This window comes from Halolamina pelagica (assembly GCF_001307315.1).
GTDB lineage: Archaea > Halobacteriota > Halobacteria > Halobacteriales > Haloferacaceae > Halolamina > Halolamina pelagica_B.
This window is the reverse complement of the sequence record NZ_LGUC01000002.1, coordinates 43,807-61,191: the sequence shown is the minus strand read 5'-3', so window position 1 is coordinate 61,191 and position 17,385 is coordinate 43,807. Positions and strand designations below refer to the sequence as shown.

17 protein-coding genes and 6 pseudogenes are annotated in these 17,385 nt (G+C 59.1%); 10 read left to right on the top strand and 13 right to left on the bottom strand.

Annotated features, from left to right (window positions below):
- Nucleotides 1-232 precede the first annotated feature (232 nt).
- The 3 genes and pseudogenes from nadA (at nucleotide 233) to nadC (ending at nucleotide 3,735) form a co-directional block, all read left to right on the top strand.
- Nucleotides 233-1,356: pseudogene (nadA, locus tag SY89_RS13925) on the top strand (quinolinate synthase NadA).
- Nucleotides 1,353-2,933: an L-aspartate oxidase gene (locus SY89_RS13920; RefSeq protein WP_239685681.1), complete on the top strand. Its 1,581-nt coding sequence runs from the start codon at nucleotides 1,353-1,355 to the stop codon at nucleotides 2,931-2,933. Before nadA ends, SY89_RS13920 begins: the two are co-directional and overlap by 4 nt.
- Entirely contained in the window at nucleotides 2,920-3,735 is an 816-nt protein-coding gene (gene nadC, locus SY89_RS13915) for a carboxylating nicotinate-nucleotide diphosphorylase (RefSeq protein ID WP_054584781.1), read from the top strand. Before SY89_RS13920 ends, nadC begins: the two co-directional genes overlap by 14 nt.
- On the opposite strand, the gene SY89_RS17440 is transcribed toward nadC, so the two are convergent.
- The 4 genes and pseudogenes from SY89_RS17440 to SY89_RS16195 form a co-directional block, all read right to left on the bottom strand.
- A complete protein-coding gene (locus SY89_RS17440; protein WP_189319200.1) occupies nucleotides 3,708-3,875 on the bottom strand; it encodes a hypothetical protein in 168 nt (55 codons plus the stop codon). The genes nadC and SY89_RS17440 overlap by 28 nt on opposite strands.
- A 405-nt stretch (nucleotides 3,876-4,280) precedes the next feature.
- Nucleotides 4,281-5,677: pseudogene (gene thiC / locus SY89_RS13910) on the bottom strand (phosphomethylpyrimidine synthase ThiC).
- 158 nt (nucleotides 5,678-5,835) lie between these two features.
- A pseudogene (locus SY89_RS16200) lies at nucleotides 5,836-7,082 on the bottom strand (digeranylgeranylglycerophospholipid reductase).
- A 94-nt stretch (nucleotides 7,083-7,176) separates the two neighbouring features.
- A complete protein-coding gene (locus SY89_RS16195) occupies nucleotides 7,177-7,509 on the bottom strand; it encodes a DMT family transporter (protein ID WP_080506755.1) in 333 nt (110 codons plus the stop codon).
- 83 nt (nucleotides 7,510-7,592) lie between these two features.
- Between SY89_RS16195 and SY89_RS13900 the strand changes: the two genes are divergently transcribed.
- A complete protein-coding gene (locus SY89_RS13900) occupies nucleotides 7,593-8,381 on the top strand; it encodes a TrmB family transcriptional regulator (RefSeq protein WP_054584779.1) in 789 nt (262 codons plus the stop codon).
- A gap of 221 nt (nucleotides 8,382-8,602) precedes the next feature.
- Here the strand turns inward: SY89_RS13900 and SY89_RS16190 are convergent.
- The 3 genes and pseudogenes from SY89_RS16190 to SY89_RS18735 form a co-directional block, all read right to left on the bottom strand.
- Nucleotides 8,603-9,239: pseudogene (locus tag SY89_RS16190) on the bottom strand (trimeric intracellular cation channel family protein).
- Nucleotides 9,239-9,685, bottom strand: coding sequence for a DMT family transporter (locus SY89_RS18740; RefSeq protein ID WP_239685703.1), 447 nt, complete (start codon nucleotides 9,683-9,685; stop codon nucleotides 9,239-9,241). Before SY89_RS18740 ends, SY89_RS16190 begins: the two are co-directional and overlap by 1 nt.
- A gap of 131 nt (nucleotides 9,686-9,816) precedes the next feature.
- Nucleotides 9,817-10,212: a DMT family transporter gene (locus SY89_RS18735; RefSeq protein ID WP_239685680.1), complete on the bottom strand. Its 396-nt coding sequence runs from the start codon at nucleotides 10,210-10,212 to the stop codon at nucleotides 9,817-9,819.
- Between the two features lie 157 nt (nucleotides 10,213-10,369).
- Here SY89_RS18735 and SY89_RS19725 point away from each other — a divergent pair.
- The 4 genes and pseudogenes from SY89_RS19725 to SY89_RS18720 all read left to right on the top strand — a co-directional run bounded on the left by SY89_RS19725 (nucleotide 10,370) and on the right by SY89_RS18720 (nucleotide 12,268).
- Nucleotides 10,370-10,849 (top strand): annotated as a pseudogene (locus tag SY89_RS19725) (Lrp/AsnC family transcriptional regulator).
- Between the two features lie 12 nt (nucleotides 10,850-10,861).
- A complete protein-coding gene (locus SY89_RS13895) occupies nucleotides 10,862-11,335 on the top strand; it encodes a DUF6735 family protein (RefSeq protein ID WP_394325755.1) in 474 nt (157 codons plus the stop codon).
- A gap of 135 nt (nucleotides 11,336-11,470) precedes the next feature.
- Nucleotides 11,471-11,665: a hypothetical protein gene (locus tag SY89_RS16175; RefSeq protein WP_080506754.1), complete on the top strand. Its 195-nt coding sequence runs from the start codon at nucleotides 11,471-11,473 to the stop codon at nucleotides 11,663-11,665.
- A 291-nt stretch (nucleotides 11,666-11,956) separates the two neighbouring features.
- The gene (locus SY89_RS18720; protein WP_239685677.1) at nucleotides 11,957-12,268 is read left to right on the top strand and encodes a hypothetical protein; all 312 of its coding nucleotides are present in this window, start codon (nucleotides 11,957-11,959) and stop codon (nucleotides 12,266-12,268) included.
- 55 nt (nucleotides 12,269-12,323) lie between these two features.
- On the opposite strand, the gene SY89_RS18715 is transcribed toward SY89_RS18720, so the two are convergent.
- The 5 genes from SY89_RS18715 to SY89_RS13875 are packed head-to-tail and all read right to left on the bottom strand — an operon-like array spanning nucleotide 12,324 to nucleotide 14,564.
- Nucleotides 12,324-12,596 (bottom strand): hypothetical protein, encoded by a 273-nt coding sequence (locus SY89_RS18715; protein WP_239685676.1) that lies wholly within the window; start codon nucleotides 12,594-12,596, stop codon nucleotides 12,324-12,326.
- Complete coding sequence (locus SY89_RS18710; protein ID WP_239685675.1) at nucleotides 12,593-12,958, bottom strand: hypothetical protein; 366 nt, start codon at nucleotides 12,956-12,958, stop codon at nucleotides 12,593-12,595. Before SY89_RS18710 ends, SY89_RS18715 begins: the two co-directional genes overlap by 4 nt.
- Nucleotides 12,959-13,008: 50 nt before the next feature.
- Nucleotides 13,009-13,284 carry a hypothetical protein gene (locus SY89_RS17815; RefSeq protein WP_204374474.1) on the bottom strand — a complete coding sequence of 92 codons (276 nt, stop codon included), beginning with the start codon at nucleotides 13,282-13,284 and terminating at the stop codon, nucleotides 13,009-13,011.
- On the bottom strand, nucleotides 13,281-13,709 hold the full coding sequence (locus SY89_RS17810) for a hypothetical protein (RefSeq protein WP_204374473.1): 429 nt from the start codon (nucleotides 13,707-13,709) through the stop codon (nucleotides 13,281-13,283). Before SY89_RS17810 ends, SY89_RS17815 begins: the two co-directional genes overlap by 4 nt.
- Before the next feature lie 57 nt (nucleotides 13,710-13,766).
- The gene (locus SY89_RS13875) at nucleotides 13,767-14,564 is read right to left on the bottom strand and encodes a DUF7847 domain-containing protein (RefSeq protein ID WP_080506785.1); all 798 of its coding nucleotides are present in this window, start codon (nucleotides 14,562-14,564) and stop codon (nucleotides 13,767-13,769) included.
- 285 nt (nucleotides 14,565-14,849) lie between these two features.
- Here SY89_RS13875 and SY89_RS13865 point away from each other — a divergent pair, with 285 nt between their 5' ends.
- Together SY89_RS13865 and SY89_RS13860 are read left to right on the top strand one after the other, a co-directional pair.
- On the top strand, nucleotides 14,850-15,272 hold the full coding sequence (locus SY89_RS13865) for a hypothetical protein (protein WP_054584777.1): 423 nt from the start codon (nucleotides 14,850-14,852) through the stop codon (nucleotides 15,270-15,272).
- 73 nt (nucleotides 15,273-15,345) lie between these two features.
- Entirely contained in the window at nucleotides 15,346-15,918 is a 573-nt protein-coding gene (locus SY89_RS13860; RefSeq protein ID WP_080506753.1) for a hypothetical protein, read from the top strand.
- Nucleotides 15,919-15,931: 13 nt separating this feature from the next.
- Here SY89_RS13860 and SY89_RS13855 read toward each other — a convergent pair.
- Nucleotides 15,932-17,295, bottom strand: a pseudogene (locus SY89_RS13855) (restriction endonuclease).
- Between the last annotated feature and the right edge of the window lie 90 nt (nucleotides 17,296-17,385).

The window sequence follows — 17,385 nt, the reverse complement described above, 5'->3', positions numbered from 1 at the left end:
GACGTAGCCGCTGGCGGCGGTCGCACTCGTCGGCGGCCTGATCGCGTTGGCGGGCCTCGATATCCGCGCTCACCAACCCAGGGAGCCGGCCGCCGACAGCACCGTGGCGATGGACTAATGCAATCCACCGGTATAGAGACTATAACTCGCTGGCGAGCCGTGTTGAACACAAAATCTTTTCATAATGCCTATCCGAATCCTGGAATACTACGGTGACCTCAACGTGACAGAAATGGATACCGCGTCGTTCGAGACGGACCTGAGTCTCTTCAAGTACGACAATCTGGAACAGCTCCCGTCCGAGTACCGGGACTTGGACGAGGACGAGCGGACGGCGCGCATTGAGGCCGCGCGCGAGGCACTCGGCGACGACGTGGTGGTCCTCGGCCACAACTACCAGCGCCGCGAAATCGTCGAACACGCCGACTTCGTCGGGGACTCCTACCAGCTCTCGAAGGAGGCCGCGAACGCCGACGCCGACTACGTGGTCTTCGGGGGCGTAACGTTCATGGCCGAGAGCGCGGACATCATCACGGACGACAGCCAGTCCGTCATCCTGCCCTCAATGGAGGCCTCGTGCCCGATGGCGGGGATGGCCGAAGCCCTGCAAGTGGACGCGGCGTGGACCGAGATTACGGCCGCCGCGCCCGACCAGACCATCATCCCCATCACGTACATGAACAGCTACGCCGACCTGAAGGCGTTCTGCGCCGAGCAGGGCGGGCTGGTGTGCACGTCCTCGAACGCCGCCGACGCGTTCGAGTGGGCGTTCGAGCGCGGCGACAAGGTGCTGTTCCTGCCGGACAAGCACCTCGGCGAGAATACCGCCCACCGCCTCGGGTTGGCAGACTCGACGGCCGAGTGGGACCCGTGGGACCCCGAGGGGAAGGACGCTGACGAGGTCGCAGACGCCGACATTATCCTCTGGGACGGCTACTGCCAAGTCCACGAGCGCTTCACCGCCGAGCACGTCGCCGATCTCCGCGAGCGCCGGCCTGACGCGAACGTCGTCGTCCACCCCGAGTGCCGCCGTGAGGTCGTCGAGGCCGCCGATGTGGTCGGGTCCACGTCCACTATCACGCAGACCGTCGAGGACGCCGAGCCCGGCGAAACGTGGGCCATTGGCACCGAAATCCACCTCGCGAAGCACCTCGACCGCTGGCACCCGAGGTGGAGGTGTTACCACTCTGCGGCGACGCCTGCATGGACTGCAACGCGATGCGGCAGATCGACCCGAACTACCTGACGTGGGTGCTCGAAGAACTGGTCGCGGGCCGCGAGCGGAACGTCATCGAGGTGGCGCCCGAGGAGAAGGAACTCGCGCAGGTCGCGCTCGACCGCATGCTGGAAGTATGACGATGGAGCACCAGACCCCAGACGTGCTCGTCGTCGGCTCCGGCATCGCTGGCTGCGCCGCGGCACTTGCCGCCGCCCACGAGGGCGCCGACGTGCTCGTCGTCGGCTCCGGCATCGCTGGCTGCGCCGCGGCACTTGCCGCCGCCCACGAGGGCGCCGACGTGCTCGTCGCGACGAAGGCCGAGCGCCCCGAGCACGCGAGTTCAGACTGGGCGCAGGGCGGCATCGCTACCACCCGAGGCGGCCCCGACCAACTCAAGCAGGATATCCTCGATGCGAGCGCCGGCGAAGCCGACCCCGAGGCCGTGGACGTACTCGTGAACGACGCCGCCGAGGCAATCGAGGACGTGCTCGTGGACACGCTCGACGTACCCTTCGACGAGGACGGCGACGGCTTCGACTACGCGCAGGAGGCCGCGCACTCGGAGGACCGCATCCTGCACGTGGACGCCAGCACCGGCCAGCACATCCTCCGGCCGTTCCTCGCACACCTCGACGACCACGACCAGGTCGAGATTCTGGAGGACACCGCCGCGCTCGATTTGATTACCGACGAGGGGCTCGTGGCGGGCGCGCTGCTCGACCGCGACCCCGAGACTGGCGAGGAGTCGACGACTGGCACCCCCGTGTTCGCGGGTACGACCGTCCTCGCGACGGGCGGCGTCGGCAGCCTCTTCCGTCGCTCCACGAACCCCGCCGGCTCTACCGGGGACGGTATCGCGATGGCCGCCCTCGCCGGCGCCGACGTGACCGACATGGAGTACGTGCAGTTCCACCCGACCGCGTACGACGACGAGGACCCGTTCCTCGTCTCCGAAGCAGTGCGGGGTGAGGGTGCAGTCCTGCGGAACGCGGACGGCGAGCGCTTCATGCCCGACTACCACGAGGACGCCGAACTCGCGCCCCGCGACGTTGTCGCGCGCGCCGTTGAAGCCGAACGCGAGGAGACTGATGAGGTGGTCCTCGACGTATCGCCGCTGGACTTCGCGAGTGAGTTCCCGGACCTCGCCACCACGTGTGAGGAGCGCAGCGTTGACTGGGAGGCCGGGATCCCAGTTGCGCCCTGCGAGCACTTCCTCTGCGGGGGCGTCACAGTCGACACCGAGGGGCGCGCGAGCCTCGACCGGCTGTTCGCGGTCGGCGAGTGCGCCCATACCGGCGTCCACGGCGCCAATCGGCTCGCGTCCACGAGCCTCCTCGAAGGCCTCGTCTGGGGGCGGCGTGCGGGCGAAGCTGCGGTCGGCATGGATCCGGTGGAAATCGAGCCGCCTGAACTGCTTGATCGCGACCCCGACCTGCCCGCCGGGTTTGCCGACGACAAGTTCCGGCGGCTGCGCCGCGTGATGGACGAGTATGTCGGCTTGCGCCGCACCCACAACGACCTGGAACGCGCGCAGGGCGTGCTCCGCCGGCTGAAGGGAGAGGTCGATGCGTACGTTCGCACGCGCACTGCCCGCGACCTCTACGAACTGCGGAACGCCGCCGTTGTCGGACTGCTGATTGTGCGACAGGCCCGGGAGCACACCGAGAGCGTCGGCTGCCACCACCTCACGGAGACCCCGGATGCCGGTCACTGACGCGGACGTGGAGCGCTGGCTCCGCGAGGACCTCGGCCACCACGACGTGACCAACGACGTGCCCGGCAGCACCGAGGGCCGCCTCATCGCGAAGGAGGCAGGCGTCGCGGCCGGTCTCGACGCCGCAGTCGCAGTGTTCGATTACCTCGGCTGCGACGCGGACGCGGTGGTGAGCTCCGGCGACCGCGTCGAACCCGGGGACGCAGCCCTCCGAGCCACAGGCGACGCACAGAGCGTCCTGCGCGCGGAGCGCGTCGCGGTCAACGTCGCGGGGCACGCGTCCGGCGTGGCGACGAAGACGCGGCGCGCCGTGGACGCCGCCCGCGAAGTCAGCGACGCGGTTGAAATCGCGGCCACCCGGAAGACGACGCCCGGCCTGCGCGGCGTCGAGAAGCGTGCGGTAGTCGCGGGCGGCGGCGACACCCACCGCCTCGACCTCTCGCACATGGTCATGGTCAAGGACAACCACGTTGCCGAGATGGGACTCGAATCGGCGATTCGGCATTTCCGCGAGCGAAAATCGTTCGCCACGAAACTCGAAGTCGAAGTCGAATCGCCCGTGGACGCCACCCAGGCTGCCGACGCCGGCGCGGACATCGTCCTACTGGACAACATGACCCCCGCCGAGACCAAGCGCGCGGTCAACCTGCTGGACGGCGCCGCGCTCGCGGAAGCCAGTGGCAGCATCACCGTCGAGGACGTCCCCGCGTACGCCGCGACGGGCGTGGACGTCATCTCGATGGGATCGCTGACGCACTCCGCGCCCAGTCTCGACTACTCGTTCTCCACGTCGGTCGCGTGACTGTCCAGCGGGTCGGCCTGCTCCCACTCGCGCTCGAACAGTCCGCGGGGCCGGTCGAGTGGCGCGTCCTTACGGAGTTTGACCGCGCCGAGGCGCTCGCCGTCCACCGCATCGAAGGTGGTCGCGAGGCCAGCCGTCACCCGGACGGCGATGACCTCACGGCCCGCGTACGCTTCGCGGACCGGTTCCGGCGGCGACGAGCATCCGTACGTGGATGTTGCTCGGCAGCGTTCCTCTGAACGCCGCTAGTTCCGGTTCGTACTGTTCCCACGGTGCTTGTCGGCGCCATCGCCGTCAACGAATCGCTGAATCCCGCAGGCGTCCTCGGAATGGCGCTCGTCGTCGCTGGCATCGTCGTCCTGAACGCCGTCTCCGACGCATCGGCGCACTAGCCGTCGAGCAGGGACTTCCCCGTCATCACCGCGGGTTTCTCCACGCCGATGAGCGACAGTAACGTCGGGGAGATGTCCCGGAGCGCGCAGCCTCCCGGGACCGGTAGCCGCCCGGGAATTTGACCAATATGATTTCAGTAGCGCTACAAAAGATTAATCATCGGCGTGTGATTCTTCAGGAGTGAATGTGACACCATTGATTTCAATCTCATCGGGGACGCCACTCGTATCATGCGTACCAACGGGCGGTAAATTGACTCCTGCAGCGGACGACGTATCGAGGTCTGTCTCGTCGTCAATCGACGACATCTCACCGTCCGCCGCTCGTGCATCTTGATCAATCCGCATCGAGCAGAACTCGACACCGCACATCGAGCAGAAGCGGGCCTCCTTGTAATTATCGCCGGGTAATGTTTGGTCATGGTAGGCCTGGGCCCGTTCAGGATCCAGTGCGAGCTGGAACTGCTTGTGCCAGTCGAACTCATAGCGAGCTTCAGAGAGCGCATCATCCCAATCACGTGCACCGGGTAGATCGTTTGCGACATCTGCTGCGTGGGCCGCAATTCGGTAGGCGGCAAGCCCATCTCTTACGTCTTCTTCCGCAGGGAGACCGAGGTGCTCTTTGGGAGTTACATAGCACAACATCGCAGCCCCGGCACGAGCAGCTTCAGTTGCACCGATCGCGCTCGTGATGTGATCGTAACCTGGTGCGACATCAGTGACTAGCGGGCCGAGAACGTAGAAGGGTGCACCGTCACAGACGTCCTGTTGGCGTTCGACGTTATCGGCAATCTCGTTCATCGGGACGTGTCCGGGGCCTTCAACCATGACTTGGACACCATGGTCCCATGCGGTCCGCGTCAGTTCACCGAGTGTGTCGAGTTCGGCGAACTGGGCTTCGTCGCTCGCATCTGCGAGACAACCGGGCGGAGGCCATCGCCCAATGAGAACGTCACGTCGTGTTCCGCGAAGATCTCGCAGATATCCTCGAATTTTGTGTATAGCGGGTTCTGCATACCGTTCTCTTCGATCCACTGGGCGAGAATCGACCCGCCCCGAGACACGATACCGGTCTTGCGACCGTCTGTTAGCGGGAGATGTTCCATCAGAACGCCAGCGTGAATCGTCATATAATCGACGCCCTGCTCGGCCTGTTTCTCGATGATATCAAGCAACAGCTCATGAGTGATGTCGGCAGGGTTGTCGACATGTTTAATCGCCTCGTAGATCGGAACCGTTCCGACGGGAACGGGAGAATACTCAATATTGGCCGTGCGAATCGCATCAAGATTGTCACCGGTCGAGAGGTCCATAACCGTATCCGCACCATAATGGACTGCCGTGTGGAGTTTCTGAAGCTCGCCGTCGATGTCGCTCGTTGTATCGCTATTACCGATGTTCGCGTTGACCTTCGTGGAAAACTCACGTCCAATGATCATCGGATCCAGCGAATCGTGAGCCTGATTACTTGGAATAACTGCGAATCCGGCAGCAACTTGCTGTCGAACAAATTCTGGCTTACAGTTTTCACGCTTGGCAACTCGTTCCATCGCGGGAGTGATTTCGCCTGCTTTGGCCCGCTGAAGCTGTGTCCTCGACATTAATTCCCGGGTGGTACCACTAGCTGATATATTTTGGGTGAAGTCTCCCGAGAGATCAGTTAGTCCGGATTTGATAGGGGCTAGTTTCATCAATACAAGGGTTGTGGTTAGTTGAGATAAGCGGCAATTTCGGACTTTGTTTCTCGCCAATAGTTCAAGAGGAGAGATAAATCACTAGGATACAACAGCTTCATAATTTTCCACTTTCTTCCATCGTTAATATCTGAAAGGGTATCTCGAGAAAGCTTGTTCAGATCTTGCATGAGTCGGTCGTACCGTTCGTTTGGTGCAAGGTATAGCAACCTCGTCATCATCAATCGACGGTCTTGTCTGGGGCCAACTTGCTCGTTCCATAGGTCGTCGTAGACTCCCATCTCCTCAGCAGAGGTGTTTTTCCTCCTCGTCAGACAGCGGTCGGCTGTCATTGCAGCTGCTCGAGCTGATTTCATACACTTGTAGATTCCCTCTCCCCAGACAGGATCAACCGACGGGACAGTATCACCGATCGCCATAAACGAATCAGTACTCATCGATCCGGGGGCTGTACATGTGCTGATCCCCGAACTGGACTCTCTGCGATTTGTCTGGCGTTCTCGAACCGTGGGTCAGTATCAAGCCAATGTTCGAGATACCCGTCGACGGTGCGATCGTGAAGGGCGTTTTCTTGATAGCGTTCATTCTGGATGTAACAGATACCGACTTTTGCTGTGTCGTCACCCGTATGGAAGATCCACGAATAACCTCCAGGGGCGTACTCGTGGTCCAACCGTAACATCATCGCGTCAGTGAGATCAGCAAACTCGGGATGATTGAGATCGACGCCTTCAAATAAGTATTCAATACCAATTGCGTGGTTCTCCCGCTCAAGATTGGCTATCCCCAGATCTTTAGCCAGTGGCGCAGCCGGACCCGTAGCATCAATAACGATTTCGCCAAAGACCTCCTGGTCACGGTTATAACGGACACCAACGAGATCACCATCTTCGACGATCGGGTCACGAACACGAGCATCAAACCGATACTCAGCACCCTTGTGACGACCATCCTCGACAAGGAACTTCTTGAACGCCTCGAAGTCCAAGACAAAGCCCGGCTGCTCCTGGATAAAGTGTTCATTTGGAGATTCAAGAACGACTGATTCAGTCGCGTGCATAACGACGTCGTCCGGGATGCCGAAGGAGGTCATCATTGACGCAAACGTTCCGCCGGTAGATTTGTTACTTTGAGCTGGGAACTCATCTTCTACTTCGATTTCTAGGACGACAACATCGTACCCACGGTCAGCTAGATCTCGTGCACACTGCGCTCCCGCTGGACCTGCCCCAGCGATGATTACATCATACCTGTTTGACATCGTTGGAGAACAACTACTCAAGAGCGGACGAACAAGATGTTGGAACACAGTGCCACTTTTCGGTTGTTTCTACACAGGCCCGGTGCCCACCAACTTAGTGGGCAGACATCTGTGACACCACGTTGACGAAGTAGACGCCACCGATAATAAGGCCAATTCCGAGAAGGCCTGCCAGATCAACTGGTTCATCAAAAACAACGGCCCCGATACCTGCCACACCGACAATACCCAATGCTGCCCATGTCCCATAGACGACACCCATCGGTAATTCCTCTAACGTCAGGGAGAGTAGATAGAACGCTGCCCCATATCCGAGGACAACCCCAATACTGGGAACTGGTTGTGAAAATCCATCGGAGAGTTTGAGGGCAGTCGTCCCGAATAATTCGGAGAGTATTGCACCAGCGAGCAGTACGTACGGATACATGTCGTTAGGTCTCGAAGCCCCCGATATACGACTACTGAAACAAAACAGCACTTACAATTTGTTTGGAGGCACAATGACAAAGCATGACGGAATTGGGCGAGCTTGGACTCTCAAGTTACGAGGAGAAGGCCTATCGAACCCTTCTCGTAACAGGAGCAGTGACGGCAGCTGAACTCTCTGATACTAGTGGGGTTCCAAAAGGCCGTATCTACGACGTACTAAACGGTCTTGAAGCTCGCAAGCTGATCTGGAGACAGTCAAGCGATCCAAATCGGTACGTCGCCGTACAGCCAGAAACCGTCGTCGATAGGCTTCTGGCTGAACGAGCGTATGAACTGAAACAAGAGTGGGACCGGTACCGCGAGAAAGCAGAAACAGTTCGTTCGAACCTTTTGCCGACACCACCAACAGAGAGTAGTTTCTGGCTTGGATCGCTCGGGAGTGACGAAATGAGTACAGCACTCCAGCAGCATATGCGAACCGCGGAGAACGTTGTCAAAGCAACTGTCGGGCCTCCCTACGAGGATGCGACGTGGGAGACACTCCAATCTGAAGTGGAAGGCTTTTTCGAGGGTGCTAATACGGATTTGTCTGTTGACCTCCTCTTCAGTGAAAAAGCAGTTACCGTACTCCCCGACCGATTCCCACATCTAATTGAAAACCAGCCCGCAGACATAACTGTCAGAACGACTCCCGAGATTGCGCTTTCGTTTGATATCGTGGACAATGTGGAGACGACGATTGATGTGCTACATCCAGTATCTGGTGAAGATAGGGTCGGTGTGATCGGGATCAAAGATTCGCAAGTGGTCTCCGAGTTTGAGCAGTACTTCCAACGACTGTGGGCCGATGCTGTTCCTCTCCTCGAGTGAGACAGTAGTGATGGAAGGGAAAGCTGATGTGGTCTGATTGGTCCAACAACCTAATATCGATTCTGTACATCTGGGTGATCAATCTCAACACCTAGATGGTAGAACGGAGATAGCGTCAGAGCATTGTTTGGTCGTCGTATAGTGAAAGTATCGTGACTACTAACTTGATACGGGTTTCAGATTGCTGTTACGGGTCGACGGACAGCATCCAGGGGTCAAATTTAATTGGCTTTTTCGATTGTGTAGTCACGAATATTTGGCAATTCCCAACCAAATCGGACTGCCATTAGCCTTGACCCTACTGTCATCACAGCACATCCGCCGGCTGCGAGAACACCGGCTTCAAAGCTATTCGAGAGTAGCCAATAAACACACCCCCGAGTACTGAGCAGCTTGCATAAAAGTCTTGTAGCAAAATAAACGGAGGCCGGTCAAGTAGGATATCCGCGAATGCCCCACCTCCAACAGCGTTGATGGTTGCAACTGCAACCACTCCAAAAGGGGAGACCCCAGCATGGGTTGCTACGATAGCCCCAGTGGTCGCAAATGCTCCGAGCCCGATTGCATCAGCAGTAATCGAGTACGGGTGTCGATGAGGTTCATCGAGCAGTACAGAGAGTGCTACTGCTAAAACCACCCCAAACAATCCAAACGCAATATTTGAAACAGTCTGGAGCGAGAGTGGTATCCGCAGGACCAAGAGATCCCGAGTGGTACCTCCCCAAACGCAGTCACGAGGCCAACCACAGTAACCCCGAATGGATCGAATCCCTCATGAATAGCTTTGCTAGCACCAACGAGTGCGAAGGCGACTAAGCCGACGGCATTAGCAACCCAGAACAATGCGTTATCGAGCATCAGTCACCCCGAACATTGGAGTCACGGTGACTCGATGAATCCGTCGCTCTAAAACTAGCAATCGCTTGCCGCATTGTGTCTCGACTGACGAGTGAGAATCCTGTTGCGATTGCGAAAAACCCGATAATTGTCGTTGTACTAATTGTTTGGTTGAGGAAGAGAACAGACACAAGCGTCGCTGCCACAGGTTCCAAGTACGCGACAAGTGTTGTTTCCGTCGCCCCAACCTGTCGTACGAGACGGAAGTACAACAGGTATCCTCCGGCCCCAGCGATGAGAGTGATATACAGTAACGAGGCGAGAGCTACCGGCGAAAGCGACTGTACATCCGGAATCGATTCGCCTCGAAGGAAGCCGCCACAGAATAGAAGTGTTGCTCCGACCAGCATCGCCCACCCCTGGAGTGCCTCCATTGGGAGTCCTTCGTCGAATAGTTGGATTGTCACCGAGCCAACGGCAAACAGTATCGTTCCGAGGAAAACCAATCCGACACCGAGTGCTGTTGAGGACAACGATGCTGTGCCGACTGATGGTTGTGAAAGGACCAAGACACCACTAATACCCAAACAGAACCCGATCACATCAGGGATACCACGGGATTCCCCAAGATTGGAACTGCGACGAGCGCTGCAATAACAGGAGACATGGTAGTGACAACTGATGCAACTGCCCCCGTGATGTGCTGCGTTCCCATGTAGAGGCCCGCTTGATACCCACCAAACATGAACCCGCCAACGATCAGGATGCCCATGAGTTCTCGAAGAGTCTGTGGCCGTAGCCGATCCGTGGTCACCCGTGCATAGCCAAGGACGATACAACCAGAGACGGCATATCGAATCCCTGCAGCGCCCAGTGGTGGGAGCTCTGAAACGACGACATCAATAGCCGGGAATCCTGCCCCCCAGAGAAGTCCCAATCCAATGATGGCGATTCCGGCCGGAACGTGAAATCGAGGCGCACTTTGTGCTCCCATATTCTGTTGTCTCTCGATAGACCCCGAATTGATAATAAGAGAAGGAACACGGCATTACTTCGGGCTAACTGTAGCAATCCTGCATTCACTTCGAAGAAAAGGTTAGATATAGGTTGTGGGTTGAAGTAGCTTCGAATGATAGCTACATGTCGAACCTATGGATGAGAAGGATATTCAGATATTAAAATCACTAGAAGAACTTGAGACGACAAGTACCGAAGCAGTAAGCGAATTAACTGGGATTCCCCTCTCCACGATTCACTATCGACTCAATAATCTCCGTAACGAGGGTATCATTACAAATGAGCGTCTTGACCTCGATTTGAGTGAATTCGGGCTAGGAGTGACAATTCTTGTTGAGGTATTCACAAAAGATGACCAATCCCACACAGAGAGTGGACAAGTTATTTCAGATATTGAAGGGTAACAAAGGTCTTCTTTACCATGGGGGTACCGATTTTATCGCATTAGCACGACTACCGGATAGTGACAGCGTAGAGCGATTAATTTCTGATTTTGAAGCCCTCGATGAGGTGGCCCGTACCGATTCAACGTTTGTAATCGAAAGAGAACTTGACAGTCACTACCCCTTCAACAATACAATAAAAATACACTTATTAATGAATTTGCAGATTAAGTCCCTCAGAATCTGTCTCCTAAAGACATTGGGCACTCTCAGCACCGACTAGCAATCAGCGTCGAGTTGAAGCTCCGCGCCACCGGGCTCACCCTCGACGAGATCGTCGCGGACCATCTCGACTACCTCCACCACGAGGCGTTCTTCGTGGTGTCGACGAGGTTCGAGGTGACCGCCTACCGGACGCTGTGGTTCGGGCTCCAGTACGACTCGGAGACGGTCGAACAGGGAGAGACCGTCGGGAACGGCGCGCTCGCGACGGTGCGCTGGTACGACGGCGAGCCGGTCGGCGACGGCCACCTGCAGGGCCAGTTCGCGGCCCTCAAAGACGTCGTCGGCGACATGATCGACAAGGGCGTCTTCACGCCGTCGACGGCGAGACAATACCTGAAACGGAAGCTGGCCGAGCGAGTCGGAGACCGACAGGAGCTGCTCATTCCGACCGGGGAATCACCCTTCGAGAAGGCGAGCCTCAACCACTCCTAGTTCGATCTGTTGAAACCTTCATCCGCTGATAGTTTGCTGAGGTCGTGCTGAATACAGAGCGCGACTCAGTCATGGTCCGCTTGGAGAGCAACAAGGGACACCACTCTTATTAGATTCACACTGTCTCACTAGAGTGTGAAATCAATCGTCCTCATGCTGACATCGGTCTCGGTGGCTCTCTTTGTCGGATTCAGCGTTTCATTCGTCGTGTCTCCTGACCCAACAGGTGTTCTCCCAATGGCCATGGGAGTCGTTCTGACCGCTATATTAAGTGCTATTTTCTACATCGGAAGCCAGCAGATACTTGCTTCAACCGAGAGTCCGGCGTAAACGATACATCCTCTATATTCATCAGACGACCCGTGTCAAATTCTAAGAACTCACTCAATCCAATATATCACACACTACGGTTCGGCATCGATAGTCTCTCGTGCCCTCCATCGAGTCGTTCAGAACGAAGCGCGGAGTCGCACGCCTCACAGACGATGCCGTCCACTTCGATGAGTCTGCCGTCGGGTATGCCCGCTCGCTCTATCGGGGTACTGGCAAAGCGAGGAGCGATGGCGCAAGGCGATTTTCCTCGGGTACGTATCTGGACTGCTGTTTGCCATCAGTTGGCTCGTGAGTGCGATTCGCACTGGAGACAGACTGCTTCTCGCAGGACTGCTCGGCATTCTCACTATCCTCGTTGGAGTGAACTACGCTCGAGGATTCCGGTCTCCTAATCGCATTCCGCTCGACGATATCGAGGATGTCTCGACAACACGCGGTGAGAAGGGACTGACACGACCACGACTCGTTATCACGTACCTGGACGATGAGTCGACCTACAAGCGCCGGGTGAATCTGCCGACACTCTATACGGCCGACGGGGAGGCGGCGTACGAACGTGCACTCGACGCCTTCGGCGAGCGCGGATTCGACACGGGGTGACAGGAACTCTCGATGTCGGGGCACCACGACCAACCGCCGATCGATCTTCAACACGTCAGAACAGGAGTGAGGTCTCACGTTCGGCAACCGTATAGCCCTGTGCAGCGAGTGCGTCAGCCCGGTATCGTTCGGCGACGAACTGCTGTGGGAGCCGTCGAAGGCCGAACCGACGATCCGAGGTCCAGTCGACGTCGACGACTGTGTGGTCGTCGTCCTGTCTGATCGAGGCGGTGTACGTTCCCCACGGCCGACCGCCGGCGGTCACGAGCAGTTCGATATCACCATTTGGATCCCCATCGGGAGCGTTCGAGCGCGTCTCGACAGTCATCTCGGTAGAACGTAGGCCGAGTAGGTACGAGAACTCGTAGGTCGCGCCGTCATCGGTCGTGTGTACAGCGTCGGCGATCCCCCACTGAAAAGCGAGTGGGGCGGGGTTGCCCCCGTAAAGTCGGCCCGGACTGTTTCGGGGTCGGCGTCTGTAATCAGTCGAGCGGTGCCGCTGGTCCGAAACACCGGAATACGGACCAGCGCGCCGAGGGCCAGCCCGACGAGAACTGCCTGTAGCAGTGAGAACAGGAAGAATGCAGCGCCGACGACGAGCCCCACGAGAAGCGCAACCACATAGCTGAGCGGCCGTTCGAGTCGCTGGTATCGCTGAGCGACATCGACAGGGTTCGTGGTGGAGGGCATCGATAGCATGTGGACGAACCGTCGGTGTAGATGTTCTGTTATCGAGTCGTTCAGAGTAAAACGAGCACGAGGCCCAGCGCGACATTGAACACACCGAGACAGACCCCGACGAGTGACGTCTTGGCCATCCGGACGAGCGTCTGGCTGGGCGGACGATCGGAGACGACGAGTGGGTCGATGCCGTCGCCAGTCTCGGTGACACGGCCAACGACAGTGACCTCATCGCCGGGCATCGCACGCTGTTCGCTGTAGCGGCGAGTCCCGAGCGAGAGACGCCTCGTGAGCGGTCGGACGAGCGATGGAGGGGATCGCCAGTACGTCGTCACTGGGACGGCGTCAGTGGTCCGCTCGAACCGTGCGATGCGCTCGGGGGCTCGTCGCTCGGCGGGACGGTCGCGACGATTTCGCGTTCGAGTGTCACGGTGCGTGCCGGCTCGACGATATCGACATCGGCTTCGGCTGTGCGCACACGGAACGCATCCGAACCCGCCAATTCGTGGATCGTCACGAACCAGGGGAGCAAGAACGGACTCAAGCGGCGTTCTTCGACGGCGTATCGGAGGGCAAGACAGTCGTTCCCGCTGAAAGGCGCGCTCAGGAGGTCGGCGTCGCCCTGCTGGGCCGTCCCGGAGACACGAACGAGCGCCCTAGGAGTCGTCTCACCGAGCATCGAGACGACCTCAGCCCGGTAGATGCTGGTAGCACGCCAGACGTACCGCCCACTGAACGCGAGGACGATCGTCCCGACCACGGCGAGGCCGACGCCGAACAGTTGACTTCCGGAGAGTCCGAAGACCATGCTGACTGATTACGTTGTGAGCTCTCGATAGAACGACACGGAGTACACTCCGAAGAAGCCACCGAACAGCGTCCCGACCACGAGGACGAGGAGGCCGACGACGGCCACGAGCGGGAGTGACAGCTCCGGGAGATGAAGCGCCGCTGCCGATTGCGGTGACAGCAACAGCGAGAGCACGCCGAACACACCACCGAACACCCCACCGAGGACTCCGACGAGGATCGAGTAGCCGAGCGTACTCACCAGGTGCTCACGAACGACCGACACGCTGCGTTTGAGCCCGTCGACCGCGCCCATATCTTCGAGCACGATCGCCTGGCCGTAGAATTGGACGAAAAAGAGCGCTAGGAGATACAGAAGGACGACGATGGCGACAACGATTCCGATGACGGCGAGAACAGCGATGCTGGCTGATTCGAGACCACCGCTTCCGATGACGAAGATGCCGCCGAATAGCGCGACGAAGAACGCGACCATCCCGAGCGCAAAGTTGACCGCCACCAGGGCGAGATACGCGACGAGGATGGAGACGTAGTTGGCTTTCCCGTCGTCGACGAACGTCTGCAGTGCTGTTCGTCCATCGAGGGCTTCGTCGGCCATCGCGATCAATCCGCCTTGGAAGAATGGCATAACGACGAGGAATACGAGCGACACTCCGAGCGAGACGACGCTGCTGAGCAGTGGGTTGACCGCCTGCAAGGCTAACTGTGGGAGTTGGAACAGCGATATCACGAGTATCGGGACGAGCACAACCGGATTTCGGCGGAGAGCACTCGGCGTCCGGCGGAGGGCATTCAGGACAGCCATATCGGAATTTCCATCGGGCGACGTGAAAAGCTGTTCCCTATCAGACAGCTCGCCGAGTACATCGACGGCGACGAGGAATTCGACATCCAAACGGCCGGGTATACGAAGTGTCGATTCCCGGTCCTCGCAAAGCGGTACGTCGTTCGCGATAGCGAAGTCCTCCATGCCGATCTTAGCGGGCTCGAACCGATCGACGAGTAACTGTTGATCAGTCACCTGTCGGGTGAAGGGGAGCCGTTTATCGGGGGCTGATGGCTTGAGCCCCCACTGGGGCTTCGTGATTCCATGTCCGAGCAATCATCAAACGACCCATTCGAGGACTGTGAGCTAGGCCCCGACGCGATCCTCGGGACGCGAACCTTCGATGATGTCCTGTTCACCGATGAGACGGAAACGCCCATGAACGTCCTGACCGGCGAGACGCCCGAGCTTTCGCAAGTGAGCGTGGGTGAGGCCCAGACCTTTGTAGCCGGGATCGACAGCGACACCCCGCAGATCGCGCTACAAGCGTCGGTCGAATCGCAGATCGACACCGCGAGCAAACCGTACACGGCAGCCGCGTTCTTCCACTTCAAGGCGACCGGGTCGCTCAAACGGCATCGCGCCTACCATGCGGCCTTTGAGTCGGAAGTACTCTCGGTCGATTTCGAGGCTGACTACGAAACCGGTGACCTGACCATCACTGTCGAACGAGCGGACGAGGCCTGAGAATCCGCCGTCACGAGGAGAGTTTTTCGAGCGCCGGCGATGGGTGCCGGCGCACACGTGCCGGCGATGATCGATGTCGATACGGAGTCAACTCAGATTCGTCGAACGAGTGGACCAGGACGGCGAACAAACCGATAACGACCGCGTCGCGCAAGTGTACCGACATTCGGACGGCTACCCGGAGAGCGTGCTTCGCGATCTTGCGCAGTTGAAGGAACTTCTCGACGCGACCCGTGCCGAGCGAGGACCGGGTTATACGGCAGCGTCGTTCGTGTTCCTCGACAAGCTCTCGACAGTCGACCTGTATCTGGATGGTGACGCAGATCGAACAATCGACGCAACACAGCCAGCGGATCTCCTCGAGCCGGACAATATGGAGCACCTCGACCAGCCGATGTTCCTGCTCGGACACGGCGTCGAGAACCCAGCCGACGGCATTCACGGCGACGAGGAGTACCTCTACGTCGTCGAGCTCCCGACCCGGAACCCGTTCGAGGAGCCGTCCGAGTGGACCGTCAAGGTGAGTGGTCACTCCGCTTTCCCCCGGTGGGATGGGCCGACCGACGAGGCCTTCGAGCGGGCTAGCTGGCAGTTCAACGGCCCGCTTGAGCACGCACTCGAAGAGATGGTCGCTGTGCCGGCGTGAACACCGAGCCCGCTCAGATGATGCCGCCGATGACGAGGAGTCCGACGACGAGCAGCAGCGTCGCGACCACGCTCCCCCGGCCAGCCACTTGTTCTCCATCGCCTTCTCGTGAAGCGGCATCGCGGCGTACTCCTCGCGGAACGCCTCGAGATTCTGTTCGTCGTAGAAGTACTTCGTCTTCAGCGCGAACCGCTCGGTGACTGCACAGCCCTTACAGATCGGCTCGCCTTCCAGCCGCTCCGTTTTGATGTGGCTGGAGCAAGCGATTGCCCCGCAGTTCGGACAGTATGTGTACGTCTCGTCGCCGCCGCTCGCGTCACAGTGGACGCACCGATGGATGCCGTCCTCGGCGGTCACTCGTGACGGGCCTGCCGCGTAGTACTCATAGGGGTAGGTGTACTCCTGGATGTCGGTGGTGTGCCGAACTTCCGGGAGGTACACTGGTTCGATCGACTGGATGGAGATGTCCGAGCGGTTCGGCTCACACGTCTTGTTGTACGTGACGTTATTGTCGCCGGTGTAGGTCACCGTCGTCGTGTGGTAATCCTGGAGGCGGTCAACAGCCCACTCCTTGTACTCCGTTTGGGTCTGGCCGAACCGGCGCTCCTCAACGTCGTCGAACACCTCGCCGAACTGCTCGGCGTCGAGGTCAACCGTCGCGTGGAGGTTCTCAGTGACCAGCGTCGCGACGTCTTCGTCGACGACCTGTGGCTGCCCGCGCTCGGCGTGGGCAACGAATCGTGTCCGGTCGTTGATCTGGTGGATGACGCCCACCGACGTCTCGAAGACGGCGTTCGTGTCCGCGGTAACCGCGACCACCGGGCGGAACGTCACCGCCGAATGCGGTTCTGGCAGGTCGGCAGCCTCGATGTTCTCGATGTCGCGGAACGCCTCCGTGACCGGCGCGTCGACGTCTGCGGCAGGGTCGTACGGGCGGAGTGTCTCGTCGCAGAGAATCTCGATGCGCCCATTGTAGAGGTCGAGGCCGATCTCGTCGGCGATCTCCCGGAGGTCCTCGCCATCGAGCAGCTCGATCGGGTGCGGGTCGTCATTCTGCTGGAGGCGGTCGGCGTACTCCTGAGCGGGATTCGTGAACCGGCCAGTTGTGACGACCATCCCGCGTTTCGGGCCGTCGAAGTCGAAGGTCGCGATGGCGGAGTGGAGCTTCTGGACGACCGGCCGCCCGACCGTCCCCGTGTGCTTGCACTCGACGATAATCGCACGCCGCGTACCGTCGACGACCTCCTCCATGATGACGTCGCGCCCCTCGTCAGCCGTGCGGTCGGCCTGGCGGACGTTCTCGTAGCCGAGGTTCCGGAACACGTCCTCCATCACGTCCTCGAACTCGAACCCCGAGAGATCGTCCAGTACAGCCATCCTCAATTATGTGGATAGTACGTTGCAACTGCCAAATACGTTGCCGAACGCTACGCCGTCCTGTTTGTTGAACCCCTGAGAAGGGTGCGG

What these genes read in the sequence shown, in the direction of transcription:
- SY89_RS13920 (WP_239685681.1), top strand. Translation starts at nt 1,353, where the DNA reads ATGACGATGGAGCACCAGACCCCAGACGTGCTCGTCGTCGGCTCCGGC.
- nadC (WP_054584781.1), top strand. Translation starts at nt 2,920, where the DNA reads ATGCCGGTCACTGACGCGGACGTGGAGCGCTGGCTCCGCGAGGACCTC.
- SY89_RS16195 (WP_080506755.1), bottom strand. Translation starts at nt 7,509, where the DNA reads ATGTATCCGTACGTACTGCTCGCTGGTGCAATACTCTCCGAATTATTC.
- SY89_RS13900 (WP_054584779.1), top strand. Translation starts at nt 7,593, where the DNA reads ATGACGGAATTGGGCGAGCTTGGACTCTCAAGTTACGAGGAGAAGGCC.
- SY89_RS18735 (WP_239685680.1), bottom strand. Translation starts at nt 10,212, where the DNA reads ATGGGAGCACAAAGTGCGCCTCGATTTCACGTTCCGGCCGGAATCGCC.
- SY89_RS18715 (WP_239685676.1), bottom strand. Translation starts at nt 12,596, where the DNA reads ATGACTGTCGAGACGCGCTCGAACGCTCCCGATGGGGATCCAAATGGT.
- SY89_RS18710 (WP_239685675.1), bottom strand. Translation starts at nt 12,958, where the DNA reads ATGCCCTCCACCACGAACCCTGTCGATGTCGCTCAGCGATACCAGCGA.
- SY89_RS13875 (WP_080506785.1), bottom strand. Translation starts at nt 14,564, where the DNA reads ATGGCTGTCCTGAATGCCCTCCGCCGGACGCCGAGTGCTCTCCGCCGA.
- SY89_RS13865 (WP_054584777.1), top strand. Translation starts at nt 14,850, where the DNA reads ATGTCCGAGCAATCATCAAACGACCCATTCGAGGACTGTGAGCTAGGC.
- SY89_RS13860 (WP_080506753.1), top strand. Translation starts at nt 15,346, where the DNA reads ATGTCGATACGGAGTCAACTCAGATTCGTCGAACGAGTGGACCAGGAC.